We start from the raw sequence: 21338 nt of genomic DNA on the forward strand, positions 1-21338 counted from the left end.
CGGGGACGGTGTTGGAACGGAAGTTGGGATTGCTCGCAACATCACTCTTTTGGCCGATGCGTCAGAGTCGGGCGAGGCGGGCACGGATGATGCTGTACAACCCGTAGGCCATGAGTCCAAGTCCGATAGCGATGAGGATGGCTTGTCCGTATGGGAGTCCGGCGAGCGATTTGAGGGCACCATCAAGGCCGGACGCGTCCTGGGGACTGATTTTAATGGCTGCGACAATGAACAGGACTCCAAGGGCAATTATGGCGATGCCCTTGGCGATGTAACCGGTCATGGCCAGGGCGATGACGGCTGGGTCCGCACGGTTGCCCTGGAGTTGGATGTCGTCGAGGAATTTCTTTCGGACTCCCTTGTAGACCAAGTATCCGCCAATGCCGGCCGTGGCCATCCCGACAATGGCGAGCAGGGCTTGACCTCCGGGCAGGGAGAGAATCGTCCCGCTGGCGTTGCGTGTCGCGGCAGTTGAGCTGCTGGGCCGGTGAAGCGCGAATGTCAGTGCTGTCCATGCCAGCGCAAAGTATGCTGCCGCCTTTCCTGCCGAGACCAGGCTGCGTGCCCAGCGCTTCTTGGACGACGAGCCGATGCCCAGGGATGCTTGGAGCAGGAGCCATAGTCCCAGTGCCCCCATCCCCAGGACAGCGGCCCACAAGACCATGGGGCCGCCGGGCAGCCTTGTGAGTTGGGCGAATGCTCCCGACTGGTCCGATTCCCCGCCGTGGTGGAGCGCGATCCGCACGGCGATGTAGCCCATCAGCAGGTGCATGAGCCCGCTGGCGGCAAAGCCGATGCGCGCAATGTTCGTCAGGACCTGGCTGTTGCCTGCCTTCCGGGCGGCCCGCTTCGCGCCGTGTCCGAGGCTCATGCCTCATCCACCTGTGTTTGTGAGTGTCCGCCTTCGACACGTTCGCCCGGGACCCTGACTGTTCTGGCCGTGTCCACTGCCATGACAATGCCGACAATGACCATGGAGAGGGCCAGTGACGCGGTGGTGTCGCTAATCCAGTGGTAGCCCAGGTAGAGCCGGGAGACGACTTGGGCCAGAATGAGGACGACCGCGACGCAGACCGCGGTGCTGGTGAAGCCGCGTTTTCGCCGCCGGCTGGCGATCAGGAAGGCCAGGAGTAGCAGAAAGTCCGCTGTCCCCAAGACGTGTCCTGACGGGAAGGAAAAACTGCTGTCGGCCCCGAATAGCATGGACCCTATCGGGGGCCTTGGATGCCGAACGAGGGGGGCCAAGACCTGGGCGAAGACTAATCCGGTCACCATTCCTGCGGCAAGGAGGAGCGGCCGCCAGGCGTGCCTGGCCCGTATCGTCCAGACCACCACGACAACGAGGACCACAATGGGCAAGGTGACGGGTCCGAAAGCGATCGCCAGTGCGATCATCAAGGGTGTCACCGTGGTGGATCGGTGGGCCAGGAACCAGGTCTCCACGGGTTGGTCCAACCGCTGGAATCCGGAATGGGTGAGGACGCCAATCAGGACCACGAGGAATAGAACCAATCCCGTGATGATCAGAACCCAGGCCGTGGTGTAAAGCCGTTTACGTTCGGTAAACGGGACGGATCGCTCCTCAACCATGAACTTCCTGCGCCAGCCAGAATCTGGCCGGCTTGTCCGCGCTTTAGCCCGTTCCATGGACCAATCCCCGCTTCCAGAAAATGTACAGTGCACTGGTCGGCCACCCGGAGGCCCATTATGAATGCTATGAGCACAGTATGCCATTCGGGGTACTCACGGGAAGGCCCGAACTCCGGCGGGGATCAGGTGGATTTGGGCGCCGCCATCATAATTGCCAGAGCCTGATGAACCACTTTCACTTCCAGGTGCCTGGCCCGGCCGAGGTGGTCGCCGTCGAGCTCAAAGTCCTGTTCACTGTCCAGCGTGATTTCGGCGCTCTCCCCGGAAAAGTAGTGGACTGAACTGGATTTGGCGCCCTTCCGATGGAAGATTCCTGCCATTACCCGAATCCATCCGAACTTGCCGCGCGGTGAAAGAACCAGCAGGTCCAGGAGGCCGTCAGTGACGGACGCGTCCGGGAATATCTCCACCCCACCCATCAACTTTCCGCAATTGCCCACCATGACTCCGCGGACCCGGCGGCGGACCACTTCGCTGCCGTCGACTTTGATGGTCGCCTTGACACCTTTGCCCGGCAAGTTGCGGATTCCCGCTTCGACATAGGCCAGCCAGCCGACACGGTCCTTCAACTCGTCTTTCGTGTCGGCCATGATGGTTGCGTCGTAGCCGAGCCCGGCAGCAACAAGAAATGCGTGCCCCGCATCTGCATGGTCCAAAGTGGCCATCACGATGTCGATCGTGGTGGTTGTGCCATTCAAAATGTCCCGGCCGGCGCGCAGCGGGTCTTCCAGGCCAATCCCGAGGTTGCGGGCGAGCAGGTTGCCAGTCCCCAACGGCACGAGGCCCATGGGGGTGCCCTTTCCGGCCAGGGTCTCGGCCACACAGCGCACTGTGCCGTCGCCGCCAGCGGCTATGACGACGTCGGCCCCCGACTCGAGTGCTTTCCTCGCCTGGCCGGATCCAGGGTCATCTTCGCTTGTTTCCAACCACAGGGGCTCGCCCCAGCCCTCCTCCGCGCACATGAGGTGAAAGGCGGACTTGAAATCCCCGTCCGGGGACTTCGTCGGATTGATGATTACTGCGGCACGCATGCGAGGCGTGGAATTGATGTCGCTCATGGTGCCCTCCGTTGACAACGAGTGTGCGCTCCCAGCTCGAATAGTACTGTGAAAGTGCCGGTTGTCCTCGATGAAGCGCAGGATCGAGCACTGGTAGTTTGCTTGGGCGTTGTACCCGATCTCCGCCGGCGGGGCTATGACTTGAAGGCTCTGGAGCGTGGACGTTTGCGTAGCACCAGGAACGCCGTGGCGGCGGCCAGGCAGATCAGTCCGGCAACCCAGGTGTTGACCCTGAGGCCAAGAATCAGGTTTGCGTAATCGGAGCGCATGAGTTCGAAAACAAACCGGCCGGCCGTGTAGGCGGCAGCGTACAGGGCGAAGACGCTGCCGGCGCCGAGCTTGAAGCGCCGGTCCAGGGCGATCAGCGCCAGCCCAACCACCAGGCACCAGAGTGATTCGTAGAGGAATGTCGGCTGGTAGTAGCCGAGGACGATGGCATGTCCGGAAGCGTCCGTGGCCGCGGTTCCGGCGGACAGGTCCATCTGGTGGATTTGAAGTTTCCAGGGCAGTGAAGTTGGATCGCCGAAGAGTTCGTTGTTGAACCAATTTCCCCACCGCCCGAGTGCCTGGGCGAAAATCACGCCTGGGGCGACGGCATCCAGGAACGCGATGAGGGAGACGCCGGCCCGGCGGCACCCAATCCAGGCACCCACACAGCCCAGGGCGATGGCTCCCCAGATGCCGAGCCCGCCGTCCCAGATGGCGAAGGCATTCCACGGATTGCGTCCGGGCAGGAAGTACAGTTCGGGATCGGTGATGACATGGTACAGCCGGCCGCCGATGATGCCGCCGGGCACGGCCCAGAAGCAGATGTCCACCACCTGTCCGGGGAGGCCGCCCCTGGCGATCCAGCGCCGTGATCCGAGCCAGACGGCGACCACGATGCCGGCGATGATGCACAGGGCATAAAAGTGTATGGTCAGCGGGCCAAGGTGAAAGGCATTGACCGTCGGGGACGGGATGTAGCTCGTCGGGCTCATGGGGTTCCGTTCGGCAGGGGAAGGACGCAGCGTTTGGCCGTCATGGGGCGGCCTGCCGTTTCCCGAAGGCGGCCAGGATGGCGCCGAACAGGGCGACGGCGGCGAATGCTCCGACGGCGAGTTGGAATCCGGCGCTGGAAGCGGCGGCATGGCCGACGGCTGATGCGGGGCCGGATGCCAGGACGTAAAGGACGGCTCCGAACGCCACGCCCAGGGACGTGCCGACGCCGCGGGTCATGTTCATCACCCCGCTGACCATGCCGGCCTGGTTCGTGTGGCCGGCTGCGGCAACGGTGGCATTGTTGGCGGGGGTGAACAATCCCAGGCCCAGCCCAATTCCACCCAACGCGGTGCCGGCGAGCCAGAGGTTTCCGCCGGAGAAGGCCAGCACCGCCAAGGAAGCGGCCGCCAGGCACATGCCGGCGGAGGTGGGGACCCGGGGCCCGAGCCGGTCCGCCAATGTTCCGGCCAGCGGCGCTATCAGTGCCAGCCCGATGGGCAGGATGGTCAGCAACAGTCCGGCCTTCCCGGGCGGCATTGAGTGCGCGGCTTCCAGATATAACGGCGTGACGAAGAGCACGCCGAAGAGGACCAAATAGCTCATCAGCCCGGTGGAGATGCCGCGGGAGAAGGTTCCGGTCCGGAAGAGCCCCAGGTCGACCAGGGGGTGGGGGGCCCGCTTTTCCCAGAAGATGAATGCTGTGAAGAGGACCAGGGAGGCGGCCAGCAAGCCCACCGCCACGGGGTTGTCGAATCCGATGCGTGATGTCTCGGAAAGAGTCAGCAGGAGCGCGCCTGCCGCCGGCAGGAGCAGTAGCAGCCCGGCCCAGTCGAGCCGTACCTTGGGAGCTTTGATCCGGGTGCGGGGGAGCAGGTACCATCCGAGCACGACGCCGATGATGCCGGCCGGGATGTTGACGAAGAACACCCAGCGCCAGCCTCCGGCTCCGACCAGGAGGCCGCCTACGGAGGGGCCCATGGCCAGTCCCACTGCCTGGGCGGCGCCCTGCAGGCCGATCGCCTGGCCGAGCTTGCCCGCCGGCATGCTGGTGCGTATCAGCGCGACGCTGTTGGCTTGCAGCATTGCCGCGCCGACTGCCTGGACTGCGCGGGCCACCAGCAGCCAGGTGATGTCCGGGGCCAGGGCGCATGCCAGCGATGCCAGGGTGAAGAGCGCGAACCCGTAGGTGTACAGCAGCTTGCGGCCCAGCATGTCAGCGAGGCGGCCGATGGCTGAGATGCTTCCCACCAGGACCAGCAGGTAAATCAGGGCGACCCATTCAACCTGGGCCAGGGAGGCGTTCATGTCCGTCTTGATGCTGGGAATCGCGAGCGTCACGATGCTCGCGTCCAGCTGGCCCATGAAAGCGCCTATGCACACTGTCGCGACCACCAGCCAGGGCGCCGAGGGCCTGCGCCGCACCCAGTCCGGCCTGGCGGGTTCATGAAACAGCCGTTCCCACCACGCTCTGGGGCCGGGAACCTCCCGGAAATGTTGTTCTGACATAGAACTATTCTATGTCAGAAAATATCAAGGGAGATAACATGGGGCCATGACCAATATGGCAGCAGCGCTTCCTGAGCCTCCCGGTGAACCCCTGCAGGCAGTGGGGGATGCCTGGTCCCTCACCGACGTCATCACCCGGTTGCGGCGGGTCCTGCGTTCGAGCGTCCGCCACGAGTTCCCCTGGGAGTCCCTGCCCATGGCGCAGGTGGAAATCCTCCAGCGGCTCGCGGATGAACCTGACCTGGGCGTTAGCGAGCTTGCTGCGCGACAGCGCCTGGCCACGAACACCGTCAGCAACCTGATCCAGCAGATGGTGCTTTCTGATTTGGTCAGCCGCACACCCCGCCCCGGGGACAGGCGTGCCCAAAACCTGCGGCTGACGGGGACCGGGACCCAACTGCTGCAGTCATGGCAAAACGCCAATGAACGCCGCGTGGCCAATGCCTTGTCCCAGCTGCCGCGCAACCGCCAAACACTCATCGAGGAGGCCATCCCCGCGCTCTCGGAGCTTGCCGCCCTCCTTGAGACGGACGATTCGGCCGACGCCTGACACCGGCCCGGCCGCACTCCCAAAAACCATTGTCTGGCACCCTCCATCGGGTATATCGTTAGCTATCGTTTAGTATCGTTCGCAATCGACCAAGGAGAGCATCATGCATGATTCATTCCCTGCGGGCGGGTTTATGGGCGGCAACCTCGATGGCATGTGGCAGGCCGTTGAGGAGTTCCGGTCACGGTTCGAGAAGCGCTCGGGCACCCGTGCCGGGCGGGGCGAATTGCGCTCTGCCGTGCTGGCCCTGCTGGCTGAGCGCCCCATGCACGGCTACCAGATCATCCACGAAATCGAGGAGCGCAGCGGCGGCAGCTGGAAGCCCAGCGCCGGTTCGGTCTACCCGACGCTGCAACTGCTGGCCGATGAAGGGCTGGTCAGCTCGGAGGAGTCCAACGGCCGGAAGATTTATTCGCTGACGGAAGCGGGGCGGGAGGAAGTGGCGAGTGCCGAAACGGCCGCGCCCTGGGACTCTGCACCGGCGTCGGGCCCCGGCTTTGCGGCGCTGCCGAAGGCCGGCGTCGAGCTTGCCCAGGCCGCTGCCCAGGTGGGCCGCACCGGTACACGGAAGCAGGTGCAGGAGGCCGTGACAGTGCTGGAAGAGGCCCGCCGCCGCCTGTACGCGATTCTCGCCCAGGACTGACGGGGGTGCCTTCGGTTCAACGCGGCAGTGCTGATCCGGTTCCCGGTGCCGCCGGCACCCGTGCCCGCTACCGACGCATCCTGCGCTTTGCCGCGTGGCATCTTGCGGTGACCTGGTGGTTTGAACTGCTCCTTCCCCGGATCGGCTTGCGCCGCCTTGCAGAACGTAACCGGGGGAGGAGGATGCAACGTTTCGCGCGCCGCTTCCACGTCCTCGCGGTGGAGCTTGGCGGCTTGATGATCAAGGTGGGGCAGTTCATGTCCTCCCGGCTGGATGTGCTCCCGCCGGAAATCACCGCTGAGCTCGAAGGCCTCCAGGATGAGGTGCCGCCCGTGCCATTCCCGGCAATCCGTGCCCTCGCGGAGGAGGAATTGGGCTCACCGCTGGACGTGGTTTTCACCTCGGTGGAGGCAACCCCCATTGCCGCCGCATCCCTGGGGCAGGCCCACGGGGCAAAACTCCTTTCCGGGGACGCCGCAAACACCGGGCTGGAGAGCGTGGTTGTCAAAGTCCAGCGGCCGGGCATTGACGCGATTGTCGCCGTCGACCTCGCCGCACTGCGCAAGGTGGGCGGCTGGCTCAGCCGCATCCGCCTTGTCGCGAATCGCGCCAATGTGCCTGCCCTGGTCGAGGAGTTTGCGCAGACCAGCCTCGAGGAAATCGACTACCTGCATGAGGCTGCCAACGCTGAACGCTTTGCCGCCGAGTTCGACGGCGACAACAGGGTGGCGGTCCCCGGCGTGGTGTGGGAGCGGACCACCCGCCGCGTACTCACGCTGGAAGATGTCACGGCAATCAAGATCACTGATGCGGAAGGACTGCGGGCGGCGGGAATCGATCCCGCGGAGGTGGCCCCGGTATTTGCCTCGGTCATGTTTGACCAGTTGTTCACCAACGGCTTTTTCCATGCCGATCCACACCCGGGCAACATCTTCATCACCCCGAATGGCGACGCATCCTCGGAGCATCCATGGAAGCTGACGTTCATCGACTTCGGCATGATGGGGGAGGTGCCGCCGAAAACGCGCAGCGGTCTGCGCAAGCTGTTGATCGCGGCCGCCGCCCGGGACGGCAAGGGGCTGGTGGCCGCAATCAGCGACATCGGGGTGCTGGTGCCGTCCGCCGACACGGCCGGGCTGGAGCGGGCGATGACGCAACTTTTCGCGAGGTTTGGCGGGATGGGCTTCGCCGAGCTCCGCGAGGTGGACCAGCGGGAATTCCGTGATTTTGCGGTGGAGTTTGGCGACGTGGTCCGTTCGCTGCCGTTTCAACTGCCGGAGAATTTCCTGCTCATTATCCGCGCCATGTCCCTGACGTCCGGCGTGTGCAGCTCGCTGGACCCCGGCTTCAACCTGTGGGACTCGGTGGAGCCTTACGCGGCCAAGCTGCTGCGCGACGAACGCGGGAACCTTGCCAAGGACGTGGCGGGGCAGGCGTTGGACGCCGCGTCCGTTGCCCTGCGCCTCCCCAAGCGGCTGGACGGGCTGGTCACCCGCATCGAAGACGGGTCACTGTCGGTGGCCACCCCGCGCTTGGAACGGCAGGTGGCACGGCTGATCCGCATGGCGCAGCGAGTGGCGTCGGCGCTTATATTCGGTGCTCTGCTGATCGCCGGTTCCATAGTGCGCGCCAATGATCTGGTGTTCGGCAACGTACTGATGGCCGCCTCGGTGGTGCCGCTGCTATTCGCCCTGGCTGCGGGGCGCCGCCGCAGGTGAGCGGCGGCGGGCTGGAGGGTTCGCCAGCCGGCCAAGCCGCCCGGCGGGCGCAAAAAATTTCACCTGTCCCTCGCTGCCCGCGTGTAACATGTCATATATTACTTCGGGCTGCTGGTGAGTTGCATTTCGGCCATGCTGCGGACTACGGCGGCAGGCATGGCAGTGCCTGAAAGAACAACGAGAAGGGGCGCAACACACGTGATCGTGAGCCAATACATCATTCCTGGAATGGCGGTGACCGACCATCGGGTGACCGTTCCCTTGGACTGGTTCAATGCCAACAACACCGCAACCATTTCCGTCTTTGCACGGGAACTGGTGGACGCCGAGCACCGGCATGAGCAGCTGCCCGTCATGGTGTTCCTGCAGGGCGGGCCCGGCGGCAAGGGCCCGCGCCCGCCCCGGCGGGAAGGGTGGATCGATGAAGCGCTGAAAACCCACCGCGTGCTGCTGCTGGACCAGCGCGGCACCGGGCGCAGCAGCCGGGTGGATGGAACCGTCATCTCCCGCTTCGACACCGCCTCAGCCGGGGCCGACTTCTTGCAGCACTTCCGCGCCGACTCGATCGTGGCCGACGCCGAACACCTGCGCAAAACCCTCTATGGAGGCCGCCGCTGGTCAACGCTGGGGCAAAGCTACGGCGGATTCCTGACCCTGACTTACCTGTCCCAGGCGCCCGAGGGCCTGAGCGCGTGCTACGTCACGGGCGGCTTGGCCAGCATCGCTCCGGACGCCGCCGAAGTCTACCGGCGCACTTTTCCGCGCACCCGCGGCAAAAACAGGGAGTATTACGCCCGCTACCCGGATGACCTGGCGCTGGTGTCCCGCATTGCGGACCGCCTGGCCGCCGGCAGGGTGCTGCTCCCCGACGGCGACACGCTGAGCGTGCGGCGCTTCCAGTCGCTCGGCATCGACTTTGGCATGAAGCCGGGCTTTGAGCGCATGCACTGGCTGTTGGATGAGGCGTTTGCCGACGACGACGGCGACCGGCTCAGCGACGGCTTCCTGGCCCAGGTGCTGGCACGCACCTCCTTTGCCGACAACCCGCTGTTTGCTGCCATGCAGGAGAGCATTTACGCCCATGGCGACAACGGTCCCACGGGATGGGCGGCACAGGCCGAACTGGGGCGGCATCCGGACTTCGCCGAGACGGCGCGGCCACTGCTGTTCACCGGTGAGATGATGTTTCCCTGGATGTTTGAGGAGATCCGCCTGCTGCGCCCCTTCGCAGCTGCCGTGAACGAGCTGGCCCGCCGTGAAAGCAACAGTTTGCTGTATGACGTGGAACGGCTGGCCGCCAACGAGGTCCCGGTGGCCGCGGCCGTCTACTTTGACGACATGTACGTGGATGCCGGGCTGCAACTGGACACGGCGGCCGTCGTCGGCAACACGCATGCCTGGGTGACCAATGAATTTGAACACGACGGCATCGGCGATGCCAAAGTTTTTGCCTATTTGAAAGACACTATTGCCCAGTTGGGCGGAGGAATATCGAAATGACCGCAAGTGATGCAGTGACCACCCGATCCATGCCTGCCCCGGCCACCCCGGACCCTCGCCTGCCGAAGCTTGCCAACGTCGAGGCCTTTACGGAGTACATGGGCCAGGGGTGGGGGACCCCTGACCGCACCCCTCCCGTGGTGGCCGGCGCGGCCGCGGCGGCCGGTCACCACCGGGCGCGTCTTTCCGCGGAATTTCCCGGACAGGCGCTGGTGATTGGCGCCGGCCGCGCCCCCGTCCGGGCCAACGACACCTACTATGACTTCCGCCCGGATTCGGATTTCTACTGGCTGACGGGTGCCGCCGTCGAAGGTGCCGTGCTGGTCATGACCCCCTCCGGGGCCGCCCACGACGCCACTGTGTACATTCCGGCCCCCTTCTACGCCGGCGACCCCCAGTTCTTCACCAACGCCGCCCATGGCGAGATGTGGGTCGGCTCCGCCCCCGACTTTTCCGACTGGGCGCAGGCGCTGTCCCTGCCGGTCAAGCCGCTAGCCGAGCTCGACGCCGGCATCAGTTCCGCCATGCGCGCCGGCTCCGGCACGCTTGCCGCCGGGGCCCTGGCCGCCGATGTGCGCAGCCGCCACGGGCTCGACGGCGGCCGGCTCGGGCAGGTGCTCTCCACGCTGCGGATGGTCAAGGACGACTGGGAAATCGCCCAGCTGCGCGAGGCTGTCGATCACACCGTGGACGGCTTTGCCGCCGTCGTGCGCGAAATCCCCACCGCCATCAAGGCGGGAGGGGAGCGCTGGCTGCAGGGCACCTTTGACCGGCACGCGCGCACGCACGGCAACGGCGTGGGCTACGCAACCATCGTGGGCAGCGGCAAGCACGCCCCGACGCTGCACTGGGTGCGGTGCGACGGTCCCGTCCTGGAGGACAAGGTGCTGCTGCTGGACATGGGAGTCGAAGCGAAGAGCTTCTACACGGCCGACGTCACCCGCACGTTCCCGGGCTCCGGGACGTACAGCCCCATCCAGCGCCAGGTCCACGACCTGGTGGAGAAGTCGCACCGGGCAGGCCTGGCCCAGGTGGGGCCCGGGAAGTACTTTGCCGATTTCCACGATGCCTGCATGGAAGTCATCGCCAACGGCCTCAACGACTGGGGCCTGCTGCCGGTGTCCGTGGATGAGGCACTCTCGCCCAAGGGCCAGCACCACCGCCGGTACCTGGTGTGCGGGGTGGGCCACCACCTGGGCCTGGACTGCCACGATTGCGCCCAGTCCAGCTACGAAAGCTACCAGGGCTCGCCCATGGTGCCCGGCATGGTGCTCACGGTGGAGCCCGGCCTGTACTTCCACGAGCACGACCTCACGCTTCCGCCGGAACTGCGCGGCATCGGCGTGCGCCTGGAGGACGACATTGTGGTCACTGAAACGGGCTCCAACGTCATCTCCGACGCCCTGCCGCTGGACGCTGCCGGGATTGAGGCGTGGATGGCGCGCGTCCAGGGGGCCTGAGCCGGCACCGGCCCGATTGTGCCTCAACGTCTGCCATCACAGACGCGTGATTCACTTCACCCCCGTTGTTGGGCCGGAATTCACCGGAAATTGAATATATGACTACGCAACGGACCCACTGGCGGGCAGGACGATGAACCAGGCAATTCTTGACGGAAGCGGCCTGGGCGCCCTTGAGCTGGTTTCCCTGTCGGGGGCGCCGTGGACTAGCACCATTGCTCCCGGCGCCCTGGAGAGGGTCCGCCGCTCATGGGAGCTTGCTGTGGCCTCCGCGCAGCGCCGTCCCGTTTACGGGCGGACCACGGGTGTCGGCTCAAACAGGAGCGTGACACTGGGAAACCCCACTGAGCAGGACCGCCGGTTGCTGCGCAGCCACGCTTCGGGTTCGGGTCCCGGGGTCCCCACGCGCACGGTGCGGGCCACCATGATCGTCAGGCTCAACCAGCTGCTCAACGGGGGCTCCGGGATCCACCCCGATGTCATCCCGGCCATTGCGGGGCCCTTGCCGACGGCAACGTGCCGAGCGTGCATGGCTACGGTGCCATTGGGACGGCGGACCTGTCCGCGCTCGCTGAAATCGCCCTCGCGCTGATGGGGGAGGTGCCCTTCGAAAACGGCCAGGTGCGCAGCTACTGGACGCCCGTGACCGGTGATGCCCTTACCTTCATCGAGTCCAATGCCATGACTGTTGCGCAGGGATGCCTGGGCCTGGCCGAGGCCGAAAATTGGTTGGACCACTATTTGCTGACCAGCGCCCTTTCCCTGGTTGCCGTCAAGGGGTCAACGGAGCCCTTCTCCGCCGCCGTCCACGCGGCGCGCCCGCAGGCGGGCCAGGCCGAAGTGGCGCAACGGATGCGCGAACTGTTGGCGGGCAGCTCGCCGGCCGCTGCCCGGGTCCAGGACTCCTACGGATTCCGCGCGCTGCCCCAGGTGGCCGGGGCCCTCCGTGCCAGCCTGGACGCGCAGGCCTCGGTGCTGGGCATTGAGATCAATGCGTCGGCGGAGAACCCGCTGTACAGCGTGGACGGCGGCGACGTCTTCCACAACGCAAATTTCCACGGCCCTCCCGCTTGCCCTGGCCATGGACCACACGAAACTGGCACTGGCCAGCGTGGCCCACCTGTCCGGCGCCAAGCTGAACAACCTTTCCGACCCCGGCATGACCGGGCTCAACTCTTTTCTGGCCGACGGCGAGCCGGGCAGCAGCGGCGTGATGCTCCTGGAGTACAACTCCGCCGCCGCGCTTGCCAGGCTCCGGACCGCAGCACAGCCGGCGTCATTGGGCGTCACAGTCATTTCCCGGGGAACCGAGGACCACGCCAGCCTTGCCGCGCAGTCCGCCGACCAGCTCCGGGACGCCCTGCGCGCAGCAACGGATGCCCTGGCCTGCGAATTGATCTCGGCAACCCGCGCCGTTTCCCTCACCGGGGCGGCCATGGACCACACCACGAGTTTGGGCCAGTACTTCCTGGAAGCACAAAACCGCTTCAATCCTGACGTGATTGACCGTCCGCTCAGCGGCGACCTCGCTGCCGCCGCCGGTTTGCTACAGCTTTCATTCGACCTCTAAGGCAGCCATGACCAATCCGCAAGTGCAACAATCCGCTGGCCCCACCCTGGATGAAATCCCCTTTGGCCGGTTTCACCTGAAAATCACGGCCATGACGTTCGGGGCCAATTTCTCGGACGGCTTCGCCCTCGGCACTCATCGGCTTGTTCTTCGGCAGCCTGATCCTGGGCCGGGTCGGTGACCTCATCGGCCGCGAGCGCGTTTATGTCCTGAACTTTGTGCTGATTGCTGTGGCATCCGCCCTGCTATTCTGGGCACCAAACGTTGACGTCCTTTTCATCCTGCGCCTGCTCATCGGGTTTGGCCTCGGTGCCGACTACGCGGTGGGGCCAACCCTCCTGTCCGAGTTTGCACCCCGCAAGCAGCGCGGCTTCATTCTGGCCTCGCTCACCGTCCTGTGGACAGTGGGTTACGTCGTCGCCAATGTCATGGGCGCCTACATCGATTTCGGTCCCGATGCCTGGCGCTGGCTGCTGGCAAGCGGCGCCATCCCGGCCCTGGTGGTGCTGGTGGTCCGGATCGGCACCCCCGAATCGCCCGGTTGGCTGATCAGCCGCGGACGGATTGAGGAAGCACGGACAATTGTGAGGAAGTACCTGCAGGTGGAACTGGACCCGAGCGAATTCGAGGTCGAGTCCAACTCCGCACGCTACCGGGAATTGTTCAGCAGGAACATGTGGAAGCGGACAGCATTCGGCGCCATTTTTTACAGTGCGCTGGTTCTCCCGTACTTCGCCATCTACACCTGCGTTCCCACGATTCTCGCCGGCCTGAACGTCTCCGACTACAACCTCCAGAACCTGCTCCTCAACCTTTTCCTGCTGGGTGGCGGCGTGGTCGGGCTGTGGTTTTTGCAAAAGATGCGCCGGCGCTCGTTCACCATCTGGACCTTTGGCATCCTTGCCACCTCCCTGCTGGTCCTGGGCCTGGTCAGCAATCTCCCCGCCCTGGTGGTCATGATCCCGTTCGTCATCTACACCTTCGTCATGTCGGGAGGATCCAACATCACCCAGGTGTACCCGCCGGAACTCTTCCCCACACAGCTGCGTGCCTCCGGCGTCGGGCTTCTCAATGCCTTGAGCCGCATCGCGGCGGCCATCGGAACGTTTGTGCTGCCTCTCAGCCTCGACAGCTGGGGCATCCCCGGCACCATGTTCTGGCTGGGCGGTGTGCTGCTGCTCGGACTGGTTGTGACGGTCATGTGGGCCCCGGAAACCCAGCGCGAACAGCTGTTCTGACCCTGGACATCCGGTTCAGCTGCTGGGGCGTAGGCGCCGGGATATTTCATCGGCGCAGCGCCTGACCTCCGGCAGCCACCGTTCGGCGAGTTCCTCCAGCTGCACGGTGCGCGCCAGCAGCTCATTCAGGGCCTCGACAGAGTGCACGCCGTTTTCATACCGTGTTGGAAACGCCTCCGGCCCGGGGTAGAGCGCCGCCAGCTGGGCTGCGGACATGGCCGCCAGCATGGCCCGCCCGCTTGCCGTCAGGTGCGCAGGCAGGCGGACACCGGCGTCCGTCACGAGGTCGGTCTGCCGCTTGGCCTGTTCTTCAATGACGTAGATGACCTCCCGACGGTGCATGACCGCCAGGTGGGCGGTGCGCTTGGTGCGTGCCACCAGCTGCGCCATCGGGAATCGGGCAATGCGTTGCAGGGGCGCCTGGCGTGAGTATCCGGTCCCCAGTTCATGGGCCGTGACGCCGAGCGCATACTTGCGCTCCTCGGGCAGGTGCACTACAAAGCCGTCGTCAATCACGGCCGTGAGCAGGTGGTAGGTGGTGGAGCGCGGCAGCCCTGTGTCCCGTAAAATGGCCGTGGCTCCCACCGGACCGCCCTGTGACGCCACATAGCGCAGCACGGACAGCACGTTCTTTGCGGCGGGGACCTGTGGCGGCACTGAAGGCGAGTTCACTCCACCATGCTAGCCACCTATCGTCTGTGATCACAGACGTAAATGGGAAGTTCCGAATGCCGGGCACCTCCAGCAATCCGTTCCCAGCCCTATCCAGCGGACCGCAGCTGGAATAACGTAAACCCATGGACTGGAAACTTGAATTGGTGTTTGTGCCTGTCTCCGACGTGGACCGGGCCAAGGATTTCTACGTGAACAAGGTGGGCTTCAACGCCGACTTTGACGAACGCCCCACCGAGGGCATCCGCTTTGTGCAGCTGACCCCGCCGGGCTCGGCGTGTTCCATCTGCATCGGCGAGGGTCTCACTGATGCGCCCGCCGGGACAGCCCCGAACATGCAGATCGTTGTCAGCGACATCCAGGCCGCCCACAGCCAACTCAAGGCAAACGGTGTGGACGTCAGCGACATCGACGTCCAGGCCTGGGGCCACTTTGTCTACTTTGCCGATCCCGACGGCAACAAGTGGGCGCTGCAGTACATCCCCAGCCGTCCCAACGGCTAAATCCGCCTCAAGCACGACGGCGGCAGGCGGGTTGGGCGCCCAACGCGCCTGCCGCCGTCGTGCGTTGGGCAGCGCTGCCTGCCGGTAAAGTGGGGGCGGGTGAACTTCCCGGGCCCGCCACCAACCCACTCGCAAGGACCACACCCATGAGCTTGATCCGCCTCAACGATGTCTCCGTCCGCTTTGACAACATGCAGGTGCTGCGGGAAGCGTTTTTCAAGCTCGACGGCGGAGACCGGGTGGGCCTGATCGGCCGCAACGGCTCGGGAAAGTCCACGCTGCTCAAGCTGGTCATGGACCAGGTGGAACCGGATTCCGGCACCGTGGCTGTGGAACTGGGCACAAAGATTGGCTACTTTTCGCAGTTCTCCGAGCTCAACGGCGCCTCCACCATCCTTGAGGTGCTCCAGGACGTCTTTGCCCACGTGGTGGAGGTCGAAGCTGAGCTGGCCGGCATTGACGCCGCGCTCGCGGCCGACCAGCCCGCCGATGAGCTGGACCGGCTCATCCACCGCCAGGCGGAGCTGTTTGCCGACATGGACCGGCTGGACGGCTGGGACTACCAGCGCACCACCGACAAGGTCCTCACCACGCTGGGCTTCGCTGAGGCCCACCGTTCCTGTGCCATCGACGAGCTCTCCGGCGGCTGGCGCAACCGGGCCGCCCTCGCGAAAATCCTGCTTGAGGCGCCGGATGTGCTGCTGCTGGACGAGCCCACCAACTACCTGGACGTGGCCGGCGTGGAATGGCTGGAAGGCTGGTTCAAGAATTTCAAGGGGGCGGCCGTCATCGTCTCCCACGACCGGCGGTTCCTGGACTCGGTGGTCACGCGGATCATCGAGCTGGAGAACTTCCACCTCCACGAATACCCCGGCAATTTTGGCGAGTACGTGGTGGCCAAGCAGTTCCGGCTCAAGACTCTGGAGAGCCAGTTTGTGCATGAATCCGAGCTGCTGGCGTTTGAGGCGGAAGGGATTTCGGACCGCCGGGCTGCGGCGAAGGCAGCGTCCAAGGGGCTGGATTCCAAGCTCTCCAAGATCAAGAAATCTCGTGCGCCGCGGCCCGTGGACAAGATCATCACCGAGATCTACGGCGGGCTGCACGTCAAGGATGTGCTCTGCCGGGTGGAGTCGCTGTCGAAGGCGTATGCCGGCCGGACCTTGTTCAGCGACCTCAGCTTTGAGATCCGCCGCGGCAACAGGATTGTGGTCCTGGGCGCCAACGGTTCCGGCAAGTCAACACTTTTGCGGGCCCTCACGGGGGAGGAGCCTGCCGATTCAGGCCACGTCACGTGGGCCAAGGGCGGCGGGCTGGTCTCCTACAACCAGGTTTTGGATGAGCTGGATCCCGAGGACACCGTCACGCACGCCGTCAACGCGATGCCGGACAGCCTGGCCCTGACCGCCACGAAGAAGTCCGTGAACCGCTTCCTGGCCATGTTCCAGTTCTCCGAGGCGGACCTCAAGCAGCGCATCGGGGCGCTTTCCGGCGGGCAGCGGGCCCGTGTTGCCATGGCGCAGTGCCTGCTCTCGGGCGCCTCGGTGCTGGTGCTTGACGAACCCACCAACCACCTGGACATGTCCAGCACGCAGGTCATGGAGCGCGCCTTGCTGCACTTCCCCGGGGCCGTGGTGGTGGTCAGCCACGACCGCTTCTTCACTGACAAGATTGCCAACCGCCGGCTGGTGTTCAATCCCGACTCCCAGGGCGAAATTGAGGTCCGGCAGGGGTAATCTGGAGCTCGGCCCCAAGGAGTGCCGCCTTGCCGACCCGTTGAGAGGACAAATTAGTGACTATCTGGGGAACGCGTCGCTGGAAACCCCGGACCAGGGCAATGGCCGCCCTTGTTGCCATCGTGTTGTCCGGGTATGCCTGGACTGCAGCCGGTGCCCAAACGCCCGCCCCGCCGGGCCCCTCCGCGCCGTCGGTGGCAGTCCACCCGGACAGCCACCGCAACGTCACACGCTCCCTGGCCGGCCACCGGCACCAGGCGGTATGTGCGCCCGCCACGCGGGGCCATGCCAGCTGCGACGCCGTCAAGGACCTGGATGTCGGAGGCCCCCTCGCATCAGCTTCCACCGTGCCGTACGGCTATGCGCCCTCGGACCTGCAGGCCGCCTACAAACTCCCGGCCGCAACGGCTGGAGCCGGAGTGACGGTGGCGGTGGTGGACGCCTACGATGACCCAACGGCGGAATCGGACCTTGCCGCCTACCGGGCCAAGTTCGGACTCCCTGGTTGCACGGCATCCAACGGATGCTTTGCGAAGGTTGACCAGCGCGGCGGCGCGGCCTATCCGCACGCCGACGCGGGCTGGTCCACTGAAATCAGCCTGGACCTGGACATGGTTTCTGCTGCGTGTCCGCTGTGCAACATCCTGCTGGTGGAGGCCGACACCACCTCGATTGCCGACCTGGGCGCCGCCGTGAACATGGCAGTCGCCAAGGGCGCAGTGGCCGTTTCCAACAGCTACGGGACCCCGTCCAGCAGCCTCGATTCCTCTTTTGACGGTTATTACAACCACCCCGGCGTCGCCGTGACCGCGAGCGCCGGCGACACTGGCTATGGCGCCGAATATCCAGCAGCGTCCGCGTACGTAACGGCCGTGGGCGGGACCAGCCTGAGCCGGGATGCGAGTGCCCGGGGGTGGGCGGAAAGCGCCTGGTCCGGCTCCGGCAGTGGCTGTTCCTATGCTTCCACCAAGCCGGCGTGGCAGGCTGACGCCGGCTGCACCACCCGCACCGTCACCGACGTTTCGGCCGTGGCAGACCCGGGAACCGGGCTGGCCGTTTACAGCGCCGCCACGGGTTGGACTGTCGTTGGGGGAACCAGTGCATCCGCACCCTTGATAGCCGCCGTGTACGCCATGGCCGGGGTGCCGCCGTCGGGCAGCAATCCGGCGCAATTCCCGTACCTCCATGCCGGGCAGCTCAACGACGTTGTGACAGGAAGCAACGGCAGCTGCTCCGGCGCCTACCTGTGCTCCAGCACCGTCGGATACGACGGGCCCACCGGGCTGGGGACTCCGGCAGGGGTGTCGGCGTTTGCCGGCGGCGCGGCCCAACCCACGCCAACCCCAACCCCGACGCCGTCGCCAACCCCGACGCCAGTGCCGTCTCCGCCTGTCCACGCCATTACCTCGCTTGCGGACACCGTCTACGCTAATCCGTCCGGCCTGCTCTTTGACGTGCCAGCCGCCGGAGCCGAAAAGTCCGGCCCTGCCCGACAGATCGGCCATGGCTTCACCAACATCCGCGACATGCACGTCACGGACTGGAACAGCGACGGTGTCCTCGACCTGCTTGTCCAGTGGAACAGCGGCAGGGTGAACGTTTACCTGGGAGCCGGCGGGGGACTGGCATACGGACCGGTCATCGCTTCCCAGGGGTGGCAGGGCGTAACACTCACCGTGGGCAAGTGGTCCACGAAAGCACCCTATCCGTGGCTTGTGGGCACCAACAGTGCAGGGGGATTGTATTACTGGGCCAACCCCCACGGGACAACGGTGCAGACCGCCGTGAAGATCGGAAATGGCTGGACGGGCCTGAAGATCACGCAGCTCGACTTTGATGCCGACGGCCGCCCCGACCTCCTGGTCCGTCAAACGAGCGGCGCGATGCTCCTCTATCGCGGCAACGGCACCGGGCAGATCGTCTATGAGACCCGCCGGGTGATTGGCTCAGGGTGGCAGGGGTATGACGCACTGAGCCCGGTTTTCGGATTCGCAAGACCCGGCAGCAGGGGCTTGGTCGCCCGTAACATCTCGACCGGTACGCGCTATTACTACCCGGTGTACACGGGGTACTGGGGTCCGCGCATTGCCTTGTCAGGCAATTGGCAGAAACTCACCCTGGCAGATTGACGTCCGCGCCGGCCGCACCAGCCTGGCGAGCGGGGCTGACGACGACAACGGGCAGGTCCCCGTCCGTCTCAATGGCGTCGCCGCCGCCGTTGCGGCTGTGGTAGCCGGTGGAGAAGTGCCGGATGGTGTGGACGGAAGCCCCGCCGCGGGCCAGGGCGGCCACCACCAGGTCACGTTCCTGGTCAGTGTTTTCGGCAATCTTGTGAGTGATTTGAAAGGTAAACAGAGACAGGCCCACCCGGCGGTCAAAGGTGGCTGCACCCACCAGGTCGACGTCGAAGCCGCCGGGCAGCTTCCAGCCCTCGGGGCAGGACCAGAACCTGACATGGTGCCGCTGCGCCGGGCTGCCGTCGACTTCCAGCTCGAAGGCGAGGGTTTGCTTGCGGCTGAAGACAAAGAGCGGGCTCACGGGCGCCGCGGGGTAGCTGCGGCGCATCACGGAATCCCTGGCGATCCGCCAGCTGCTGCGCAGCGTGACGGGATCCGGCTCGGTCCAGCCGGCGGCCAGCATGGCCCGGCGAAGCTCCCCGGTGCTGCCAACCACTGCCAGGTTGACCGGGTCGCCGAGCAGGCCGTCAACGGTGCGCGTGCGGCCAATGAAATAGTCGGGGACATACAGTCCGGACAGGACGCGGTTCAGGCGCGGCAGGAGTACATAGGCGGCCAACACCCACACGACAATGAAAAGCCACGGCTGGCGCAACCGGTCGCGAACCTCCGTGGCAACGAGAAAGTAGATCAGCCAGCCGGCTCCCACAATGATGAGCAGGAACACGGCCCTTTGAAACCAGAGACGGGCCGTGCTCTCCAGGCGACGGCGGCGGACAACCGGGGCTGACACTCCGGCCCCCGGCGCGCCTGCCCCCGGACCTCCGACGCCCGGCGCGCCCCTGCCAACCGGTGCGGTGTTGTCGCCGGCCCGGGCACCAGTTCTGCGGTCGGGTTCACTGGTGGAATTGGCATCCATCACTCCAGTATGGCCGCGTGGCGGCTGTTCGTCCTCCCTCCAGCCGCGCGTAATATCGGCTGCCGGCCGTGACACACTTCTGCACGGGTCTCCGGCGCGGTGCAGCGACGAAGGTGAAAAGATGTCAGCCGCGCGCCACGCGTTTTAAAGGCAACCTGCCACCGGTGGTATGTCCGGGCCTGAAAATGAGTCATGGCAGGCAGCGCCGTGCGTTGTCACATCTGTCAAGTAACGGAGAATAGAGCTGGATTCATCCGATGTCTCATGGTTGGGTTGAGTGGCGCGGGTCACGCGACTGGCGCGAAATCAAAAGCCAAGGACATCCAATGACACTCGAGAATTCACCAATCATCAAACGCATTGCCGGGGCCGGGGCTGCGGCCCTGGTGGCCGGCGCCCTCATCCTCACCGCCGCTCCGGGGGCCCTGGCCGGCGGGCAGGCCGAGGACGGCCAGGCTGCGGGCACCACGGCTGCGGGCAGCGCGGGCTCATCCGCGGTGCCGGCCATCTACCCGGTGCCGCAATCCGTGGCGGCACAGGGCCGGGAAGTACCCCTGAACGGCAGGGTCACTCTGGTGGTCGGGCGCACCACCGACAAGGCGGCCGTGACGGCCGCAACCACGCTGCTAAGCGGCGAGGGCAACAACGTCAATGTCGTGACCGGCGCGCAGGACATCAAGAACGGCAGCGTCATCTACCTCGGTACGCCCCAGGACAACCCCACCGTGAAGGACGCACTGGGCAAGCTTGGCATCGACGCCGCTCCGACGCTGGCGCACGCCGAAGGCTATGTCCTGGCCACCGGCTCCATCGACGGCCTGGACACGGCGGTGCTGGCCGGTGCGGACAACAACGGCACCTTCTACGCCGTTCAAACGCTCCGCCAGGTCATCAACAAAAAGGCGATCGCGCCGGTCCGGGTCCTGGACTGGCCGCTCATGAGCGTGCGCGGGACGGTGGAAGGCTTTTACGGCACCCCGTGGTCTCACCAGGCCCGGCTGGACCAGTTCGCCTTTTACGGCCAGCAGAAGATGAACACCTACATCTACTCGCCCAAAGACGATCCCCTCCTCCGTGCCCAGTGGCGTGAGCTGTACACCGGGACCGAACAGCAGCAGCTGAAGGAACTCATCGACACTGCCGCCGCAAACCACGTGAAATTCACGTATGCGCTCTCACCGGGCAACGACATCTGCTACTCGAACAAGGCGGACCTGGACTCGACAGTTGCCAAGTTTGACTCCCTCTACTCGCTGGGCGTCCGCGACTTCTACATCGCCCTGGACGACATTGCCCCGTACCTGCAGTGCGCCGCTGACAAGGCCATGTTCCCCAAGACGAACTTCAAGGGACTCGCCGATGCCCAGGCCTACTACCTTAACGCTGTCAATGCCCAGTTCATCAAGACACACCCCGACGCCGGCGCCCTGCAGATGGTCCCCACCAACTATGCCGGCTCC

Annotated in this window: 19 protein-coding genes and 1 pseudogene; 13 read left to right on the plus strand and 7 right to left on the minus strand. The window is 65.3% G+C overall.

The features are described from left to right. Nucleotides 1-61: 61 nt before the first annotated feature. The 5 genes from LPN03_RS11810 to LPN03_RS11830 all read right to left on the minus strand — a co-directional run bounded on the left by LPN03_RS11810 (nt 62) and on the right by LPN03_RS11830 (nt 5195). Nucleotides 62-871 carry a DUF1206 domain-containing protein gene (locus LPN03_RS11810; RefSeq protein ID WP_262454355.1) on the minus strand — a complete coding sequence of 270 codons (810 nt, stop codon included), beginning with the start codon at nt 869-871 and terminating at the stop codon, nt 62-64. Beyond that, nucleotides 868-1590 (minus strand): phosphatase PAP2 family protein, encoded by a 723-nt coding sequence (locus LPN03_RS11815; protein ID WP_240901705.1) that lies wholly within the window; start codon nt 1588-1590, stop codon nt 868-870. The genes LPN03_RS11810 and LPN03_RS11815 overlap by 4 nt, the downstream gene beginning before the upstream one ends. A gap of 182 nt (nt 1591-1772) precedes the next feature. Next, nucleotides 1773-2708 (minus strand): diacylglycerol/lipid kinase family protein, encoded by a 936-nt coding sequence (locus LPN03_RS11820; RefSeq protein WP_262454356.1) that lies wholly within the window; start codon nt 2706-2708, stop codon nt 1773-1775. A 134-nt stretch (nt 2709-2842) separates the two neighbouring features. Further along, the gene (lgt, locus tag LPN03_RS11825; RefSeq protein ID WP_165181032.1) at nt 2843-3688 is read right to left on the minus strand and encodes a prolipoprotein diacylglyceryl transferase; all 846 of its coding nucleotides are present in this window, start codon (nt 3686-3688) and stop codon (nt 2843-2845) included. 40 nt (nt 3689-3728) lie between these two features. Beyond that, on the minus strand, nt 3729-5195 hold the full coding sequence (locus tag LPN03_RS11830; RefSeq protein WP_262454357.1) for an MFS transporter: 1467 nt from the start codon (nt 5193-5195) through the stop codon (nt 3729-3731). A gap of 46 nt (nt 5196-5241) precedes the next feature. On the opposite strand from LPN03_RS11830, the gene LPN03_RS11835 reads away from it, so the two are divergent. From LPN03_RS11835 to LPN03_RS11875, 9 genes and pseudogenes are all read left to right on the plus strand, one after another. Next, entirely contained in the window at nt 5242-5745 is a 504-nt protein-coding gene (locus tag LPN03_RS11835) for a MarR family winged helix-turn-helix transcriptional regulator (protein WP_205678020.1), read from the plus strand. 103 nt (nt 5746-5848) lie between these two features. After that, nucleotides 5849-6388: a PadR family transcriptional regulator gene (locus LPN03_RS11840; protein WP_165181030.1), complete on the plus strand. Its 540-nt coding sequence runs from the start codon at nt 5849-5851 to the stop codon at nt 6386-6388. Between the two features lie 5 nt (nt 6389-6393). Continuing rightward, nucleotides 6394-8106, plus strand: coding sequence for an ABC1 kinase family protein (locus LPN03_RS11845; protein ID WP_165181029.1), 1713 nt, complete (start codon nt 6394-6396; stop codon nt 8104-8106). Nucleotides 8107-8304: 198 nt separating this feature from the next. After that, complete coding sequence (locus LPN03_RS11850; protein WP_370875208.1) at nt 8305-9606, plus strand: alpha/beta fold hydrolase; 1302 nt, start codon at nt 8305-8307, stop codon at nt 9604-9606. Then, the gene (locus tag LPN03_RS11855; RefSeq protein WP_240901703.1) at nt 9603-11066 is read left to right on the plus strand and encodes an aminopeptidase P family protein; all 1464 of its coding nucleotides are present in this window, start codon (nt 9603-9605) and stop codon (nt 11064-11066) included. The genes LPN03_RS11850 and LPN03_RS11855 overlap by 4 nt, the downstream gene beginning before the upstream one ends. Before the next feature lie 133 nt (nt 11067-11199). After that, entirely contained in the window at nt 11200-11658 is a 459-nt protein-coding gene (locus LPN03_RS11860) for an aromatic amino acid lyase (RefSeq protein WP_205678019.1), read from the plus strand. Further along, nucleotides 11592-12068, plus strand: a pseudogene (locus LPN03_RS20950) (aromatic amino acid lyase); the annotation flags it as partial. The gene LPN03_RS11860 and the pseudogene LPN03_RS20950, both read left to right, overlap by 67 nt. Further along, a complete protein-coding gene (locus LPN03_RS11870; RefSeq protein WP_262454358.1) occupies nt 12058-12636 on the plus strand; it encodes an aromatic amino acid ammonia-lyase in 579 nt (192 codons plus the stop codon). The pseudogene LPN03_RS20950 and the gene LPN03_RS11870, both read left to right, overlap by 11 nt. Nucleotides 12637-12773: 137 nt before the next feature. Next, nucleotides 12774-13874, plus strand: coding sequence for an MFS transporter (locus LPN03_RS11875; protein ID WP_262454363.1), 1101 nt, complete (start codon nt 12774-12776; stop codon nt 13872-13874). Nucleotides 13875-13889: 15 nt separating this feature from the next. Here the strand turns inward: LPN03_RS11875 and LPN03_RS11880 are convergent, their stop codons facing one another. Then, complete coding sequence (locus tag LPN03_RS11880) at nt 13890-14546, minus strand: IclR family transcriptional regulator (RefSeq protein WP_262454359.1); 657 nt, start codon at nt 14544-14546, stop codon at nt 13890-13892. 125 nt (nt 14547-14671) lie between these two features. Between LPN03_RS11880 and LPN03_RS11885 the strand changes: the two genes are divergently transcribed. The 3 genes from LPN03_RS11885 to LPN03_RS11895 all read left to right on the plus strand — a co-directional run bounded on the left by LPN03_RS11885 (nt 14672) and on the right by LPN03_RS11895 (nt 18911). After that, entirely contained in the window at nt 14672-15049 is a 378-nt protein-coding gene (locus LPN03_RS11885) for a VOC family protein (protein WP_165181027.1), read from the plus strand. A 146-nt stretch (nt 15050-15195) separates the two neighbouring features. Continuing rightward, nucleotides 15196-16782, plus strand: coding sequence for an ABC-F family ATP-binding cassette domain-containing protein (locus LPN03_RS11890; protein ID WP_262454360.1), 1587 nt, complete (start codon nt 15196-15198; stop codon nt 16780-16782). Between the two features lie 101 nt (nt 16783-16883). Next, complete coding sequence (locus LPN03_RS11895; protein WP_262454361.1) at nt 16884-18911, plus strand: hypothetical protein; 2028 nt, start codon at nt 16884-16886, stop codon at nt 18909-18911. Here the strand turns inward: LPN03_RS11895 and LPN03_RS11900 are convergent. Then, a complete protein-coding gene (locus tag LPN03_RS11900; protein ID WP_205678015.1) occupies nt 18895-19878 on the minus strand; it encodes an LssY C-terminal domain-containing protein in 984 nt (327 codons plus the stop codon). The two genes, LPN03_RS11895 and LPN03_RS11900, sit on opposite strands and share 17 nt — an antisense overlap. Before the next feature lie 326 nt (nt 19879-20204). On the opposite strand from LPN03_RS11900, the gene LPN03_RS11905 reads away from it, so the two are divergent. Further along, nucleotides 20205-21338: beta-N-acetylglucosaminidase domain-containing protein (locus tag LPN03_RS11905; RefSeq protein WP_262454362.1), on the plus strand; the 1134-nt coding region annotated here is incomplete at its 3' end.

Source organism: Arthrobacter sp. A2-55, from assembly GCF_025548615.1.
Lineage (GTDB): Bacteria > Actinomycetota > Actinomycetes > Actinomycetales > Micrococcaceae > Specibacter > Specibacter silviterrae.

Coding starts and splice junctions, on each gene's coding strand:
- LPN03_RS11810 (WP_262454355.1), bottom strand. CDS start 871: ATGAGCCTCGGACACGGCGCGAAGCGGGCCGCCCGGAAGGCAGGCAAC.
- LPN03_RS11815 (WP_240901705.1), bottom strand. CDS start 1,590: ATGGTTGAGGAGCGATCCGTCCCGTTTACCGAACGTAAACGGCTTTAC.
- LPN03_RS11820 (WP_262454356.1), bottom strand. CDS start 2,708: ATGAGCGACATCAATTCCACGCCTCGCATGCGTGCCGCAGTAATCATC.
- lgt (WP_165181032.1), bottom strand. CDS start 3,688: ATGAGCCCGACGAGCTACATCCCGTCCCCGACGGTCAATGCCTTTCAC.
- LPN03_RS11830 (WP_262454357.1), bottom strand. CDS start 5,195: ATGTCAGAACAACATTTCCGGGAGGTTCCCGGCCCCAGAGCGTGGTGG.
- LPN03_RS11835 (WP_205678020.1), top strand. CDS start 5,242: ATGACCAATATGGCAGCAGCGCTTCCTGAGCCTCCCGGTGAACCCCTG.
- LPN03_RS11840 (WP_165181030.1), top strand. CDS start 5,849: ATGCATGATTCATTCCCTGCGGGCGGGTTTATGGGCGGCAACCTCGAT.
- LPN03_RS11855 (WP_240901703.1), top strand. CDS start 9,603: ATGACCGCAAGTGATGCAGTGACCACCCGATCCATGCCTGCCCCGGCC.
- LPN03_RS11860 (WP_205678019.1), top strand. CDS start 11,200: ATGAACCAGGCAATTCTTGACGGAAGCGGCCTGGGCGCCCTTGAGCTG.
- LPN03_RS11870 (WP_262454358.1), top strand. CDS start 12,058: ATGCGTCGGCGGAGAACCCGCTGTACAGCGTGGACGGCGGCGACGTCT.
- LPN03_RS11885 (WP_165181027.1), top strand. CDS start 14,672: ATGGACTGGAAACTTGAATTGGTGTTTGTGCCTGTCTCCGACGTGGAC.
- LPN03_RS11890 (WP_262454360.1), top strand. CDS start 15,196: ATGAGCTTGATCCGCCTCAACGATGTCTCCGTCCGCTTTGACAACATG.
- LPN03_RS11895 (WP_262454361.1), top strand. CDS start 16,884: ATGGCCGCCCTTGTTGCCATCGTGTTGTCCGGGTATGCCTGGACTGCA.
- LPN03_RS11900 (WP_205678015.1), bottom strand. CDS start 19,878: ATGGATGCCAATTCCACCAGTGAACCCGACCGCAGAACTGGTGCCCGG.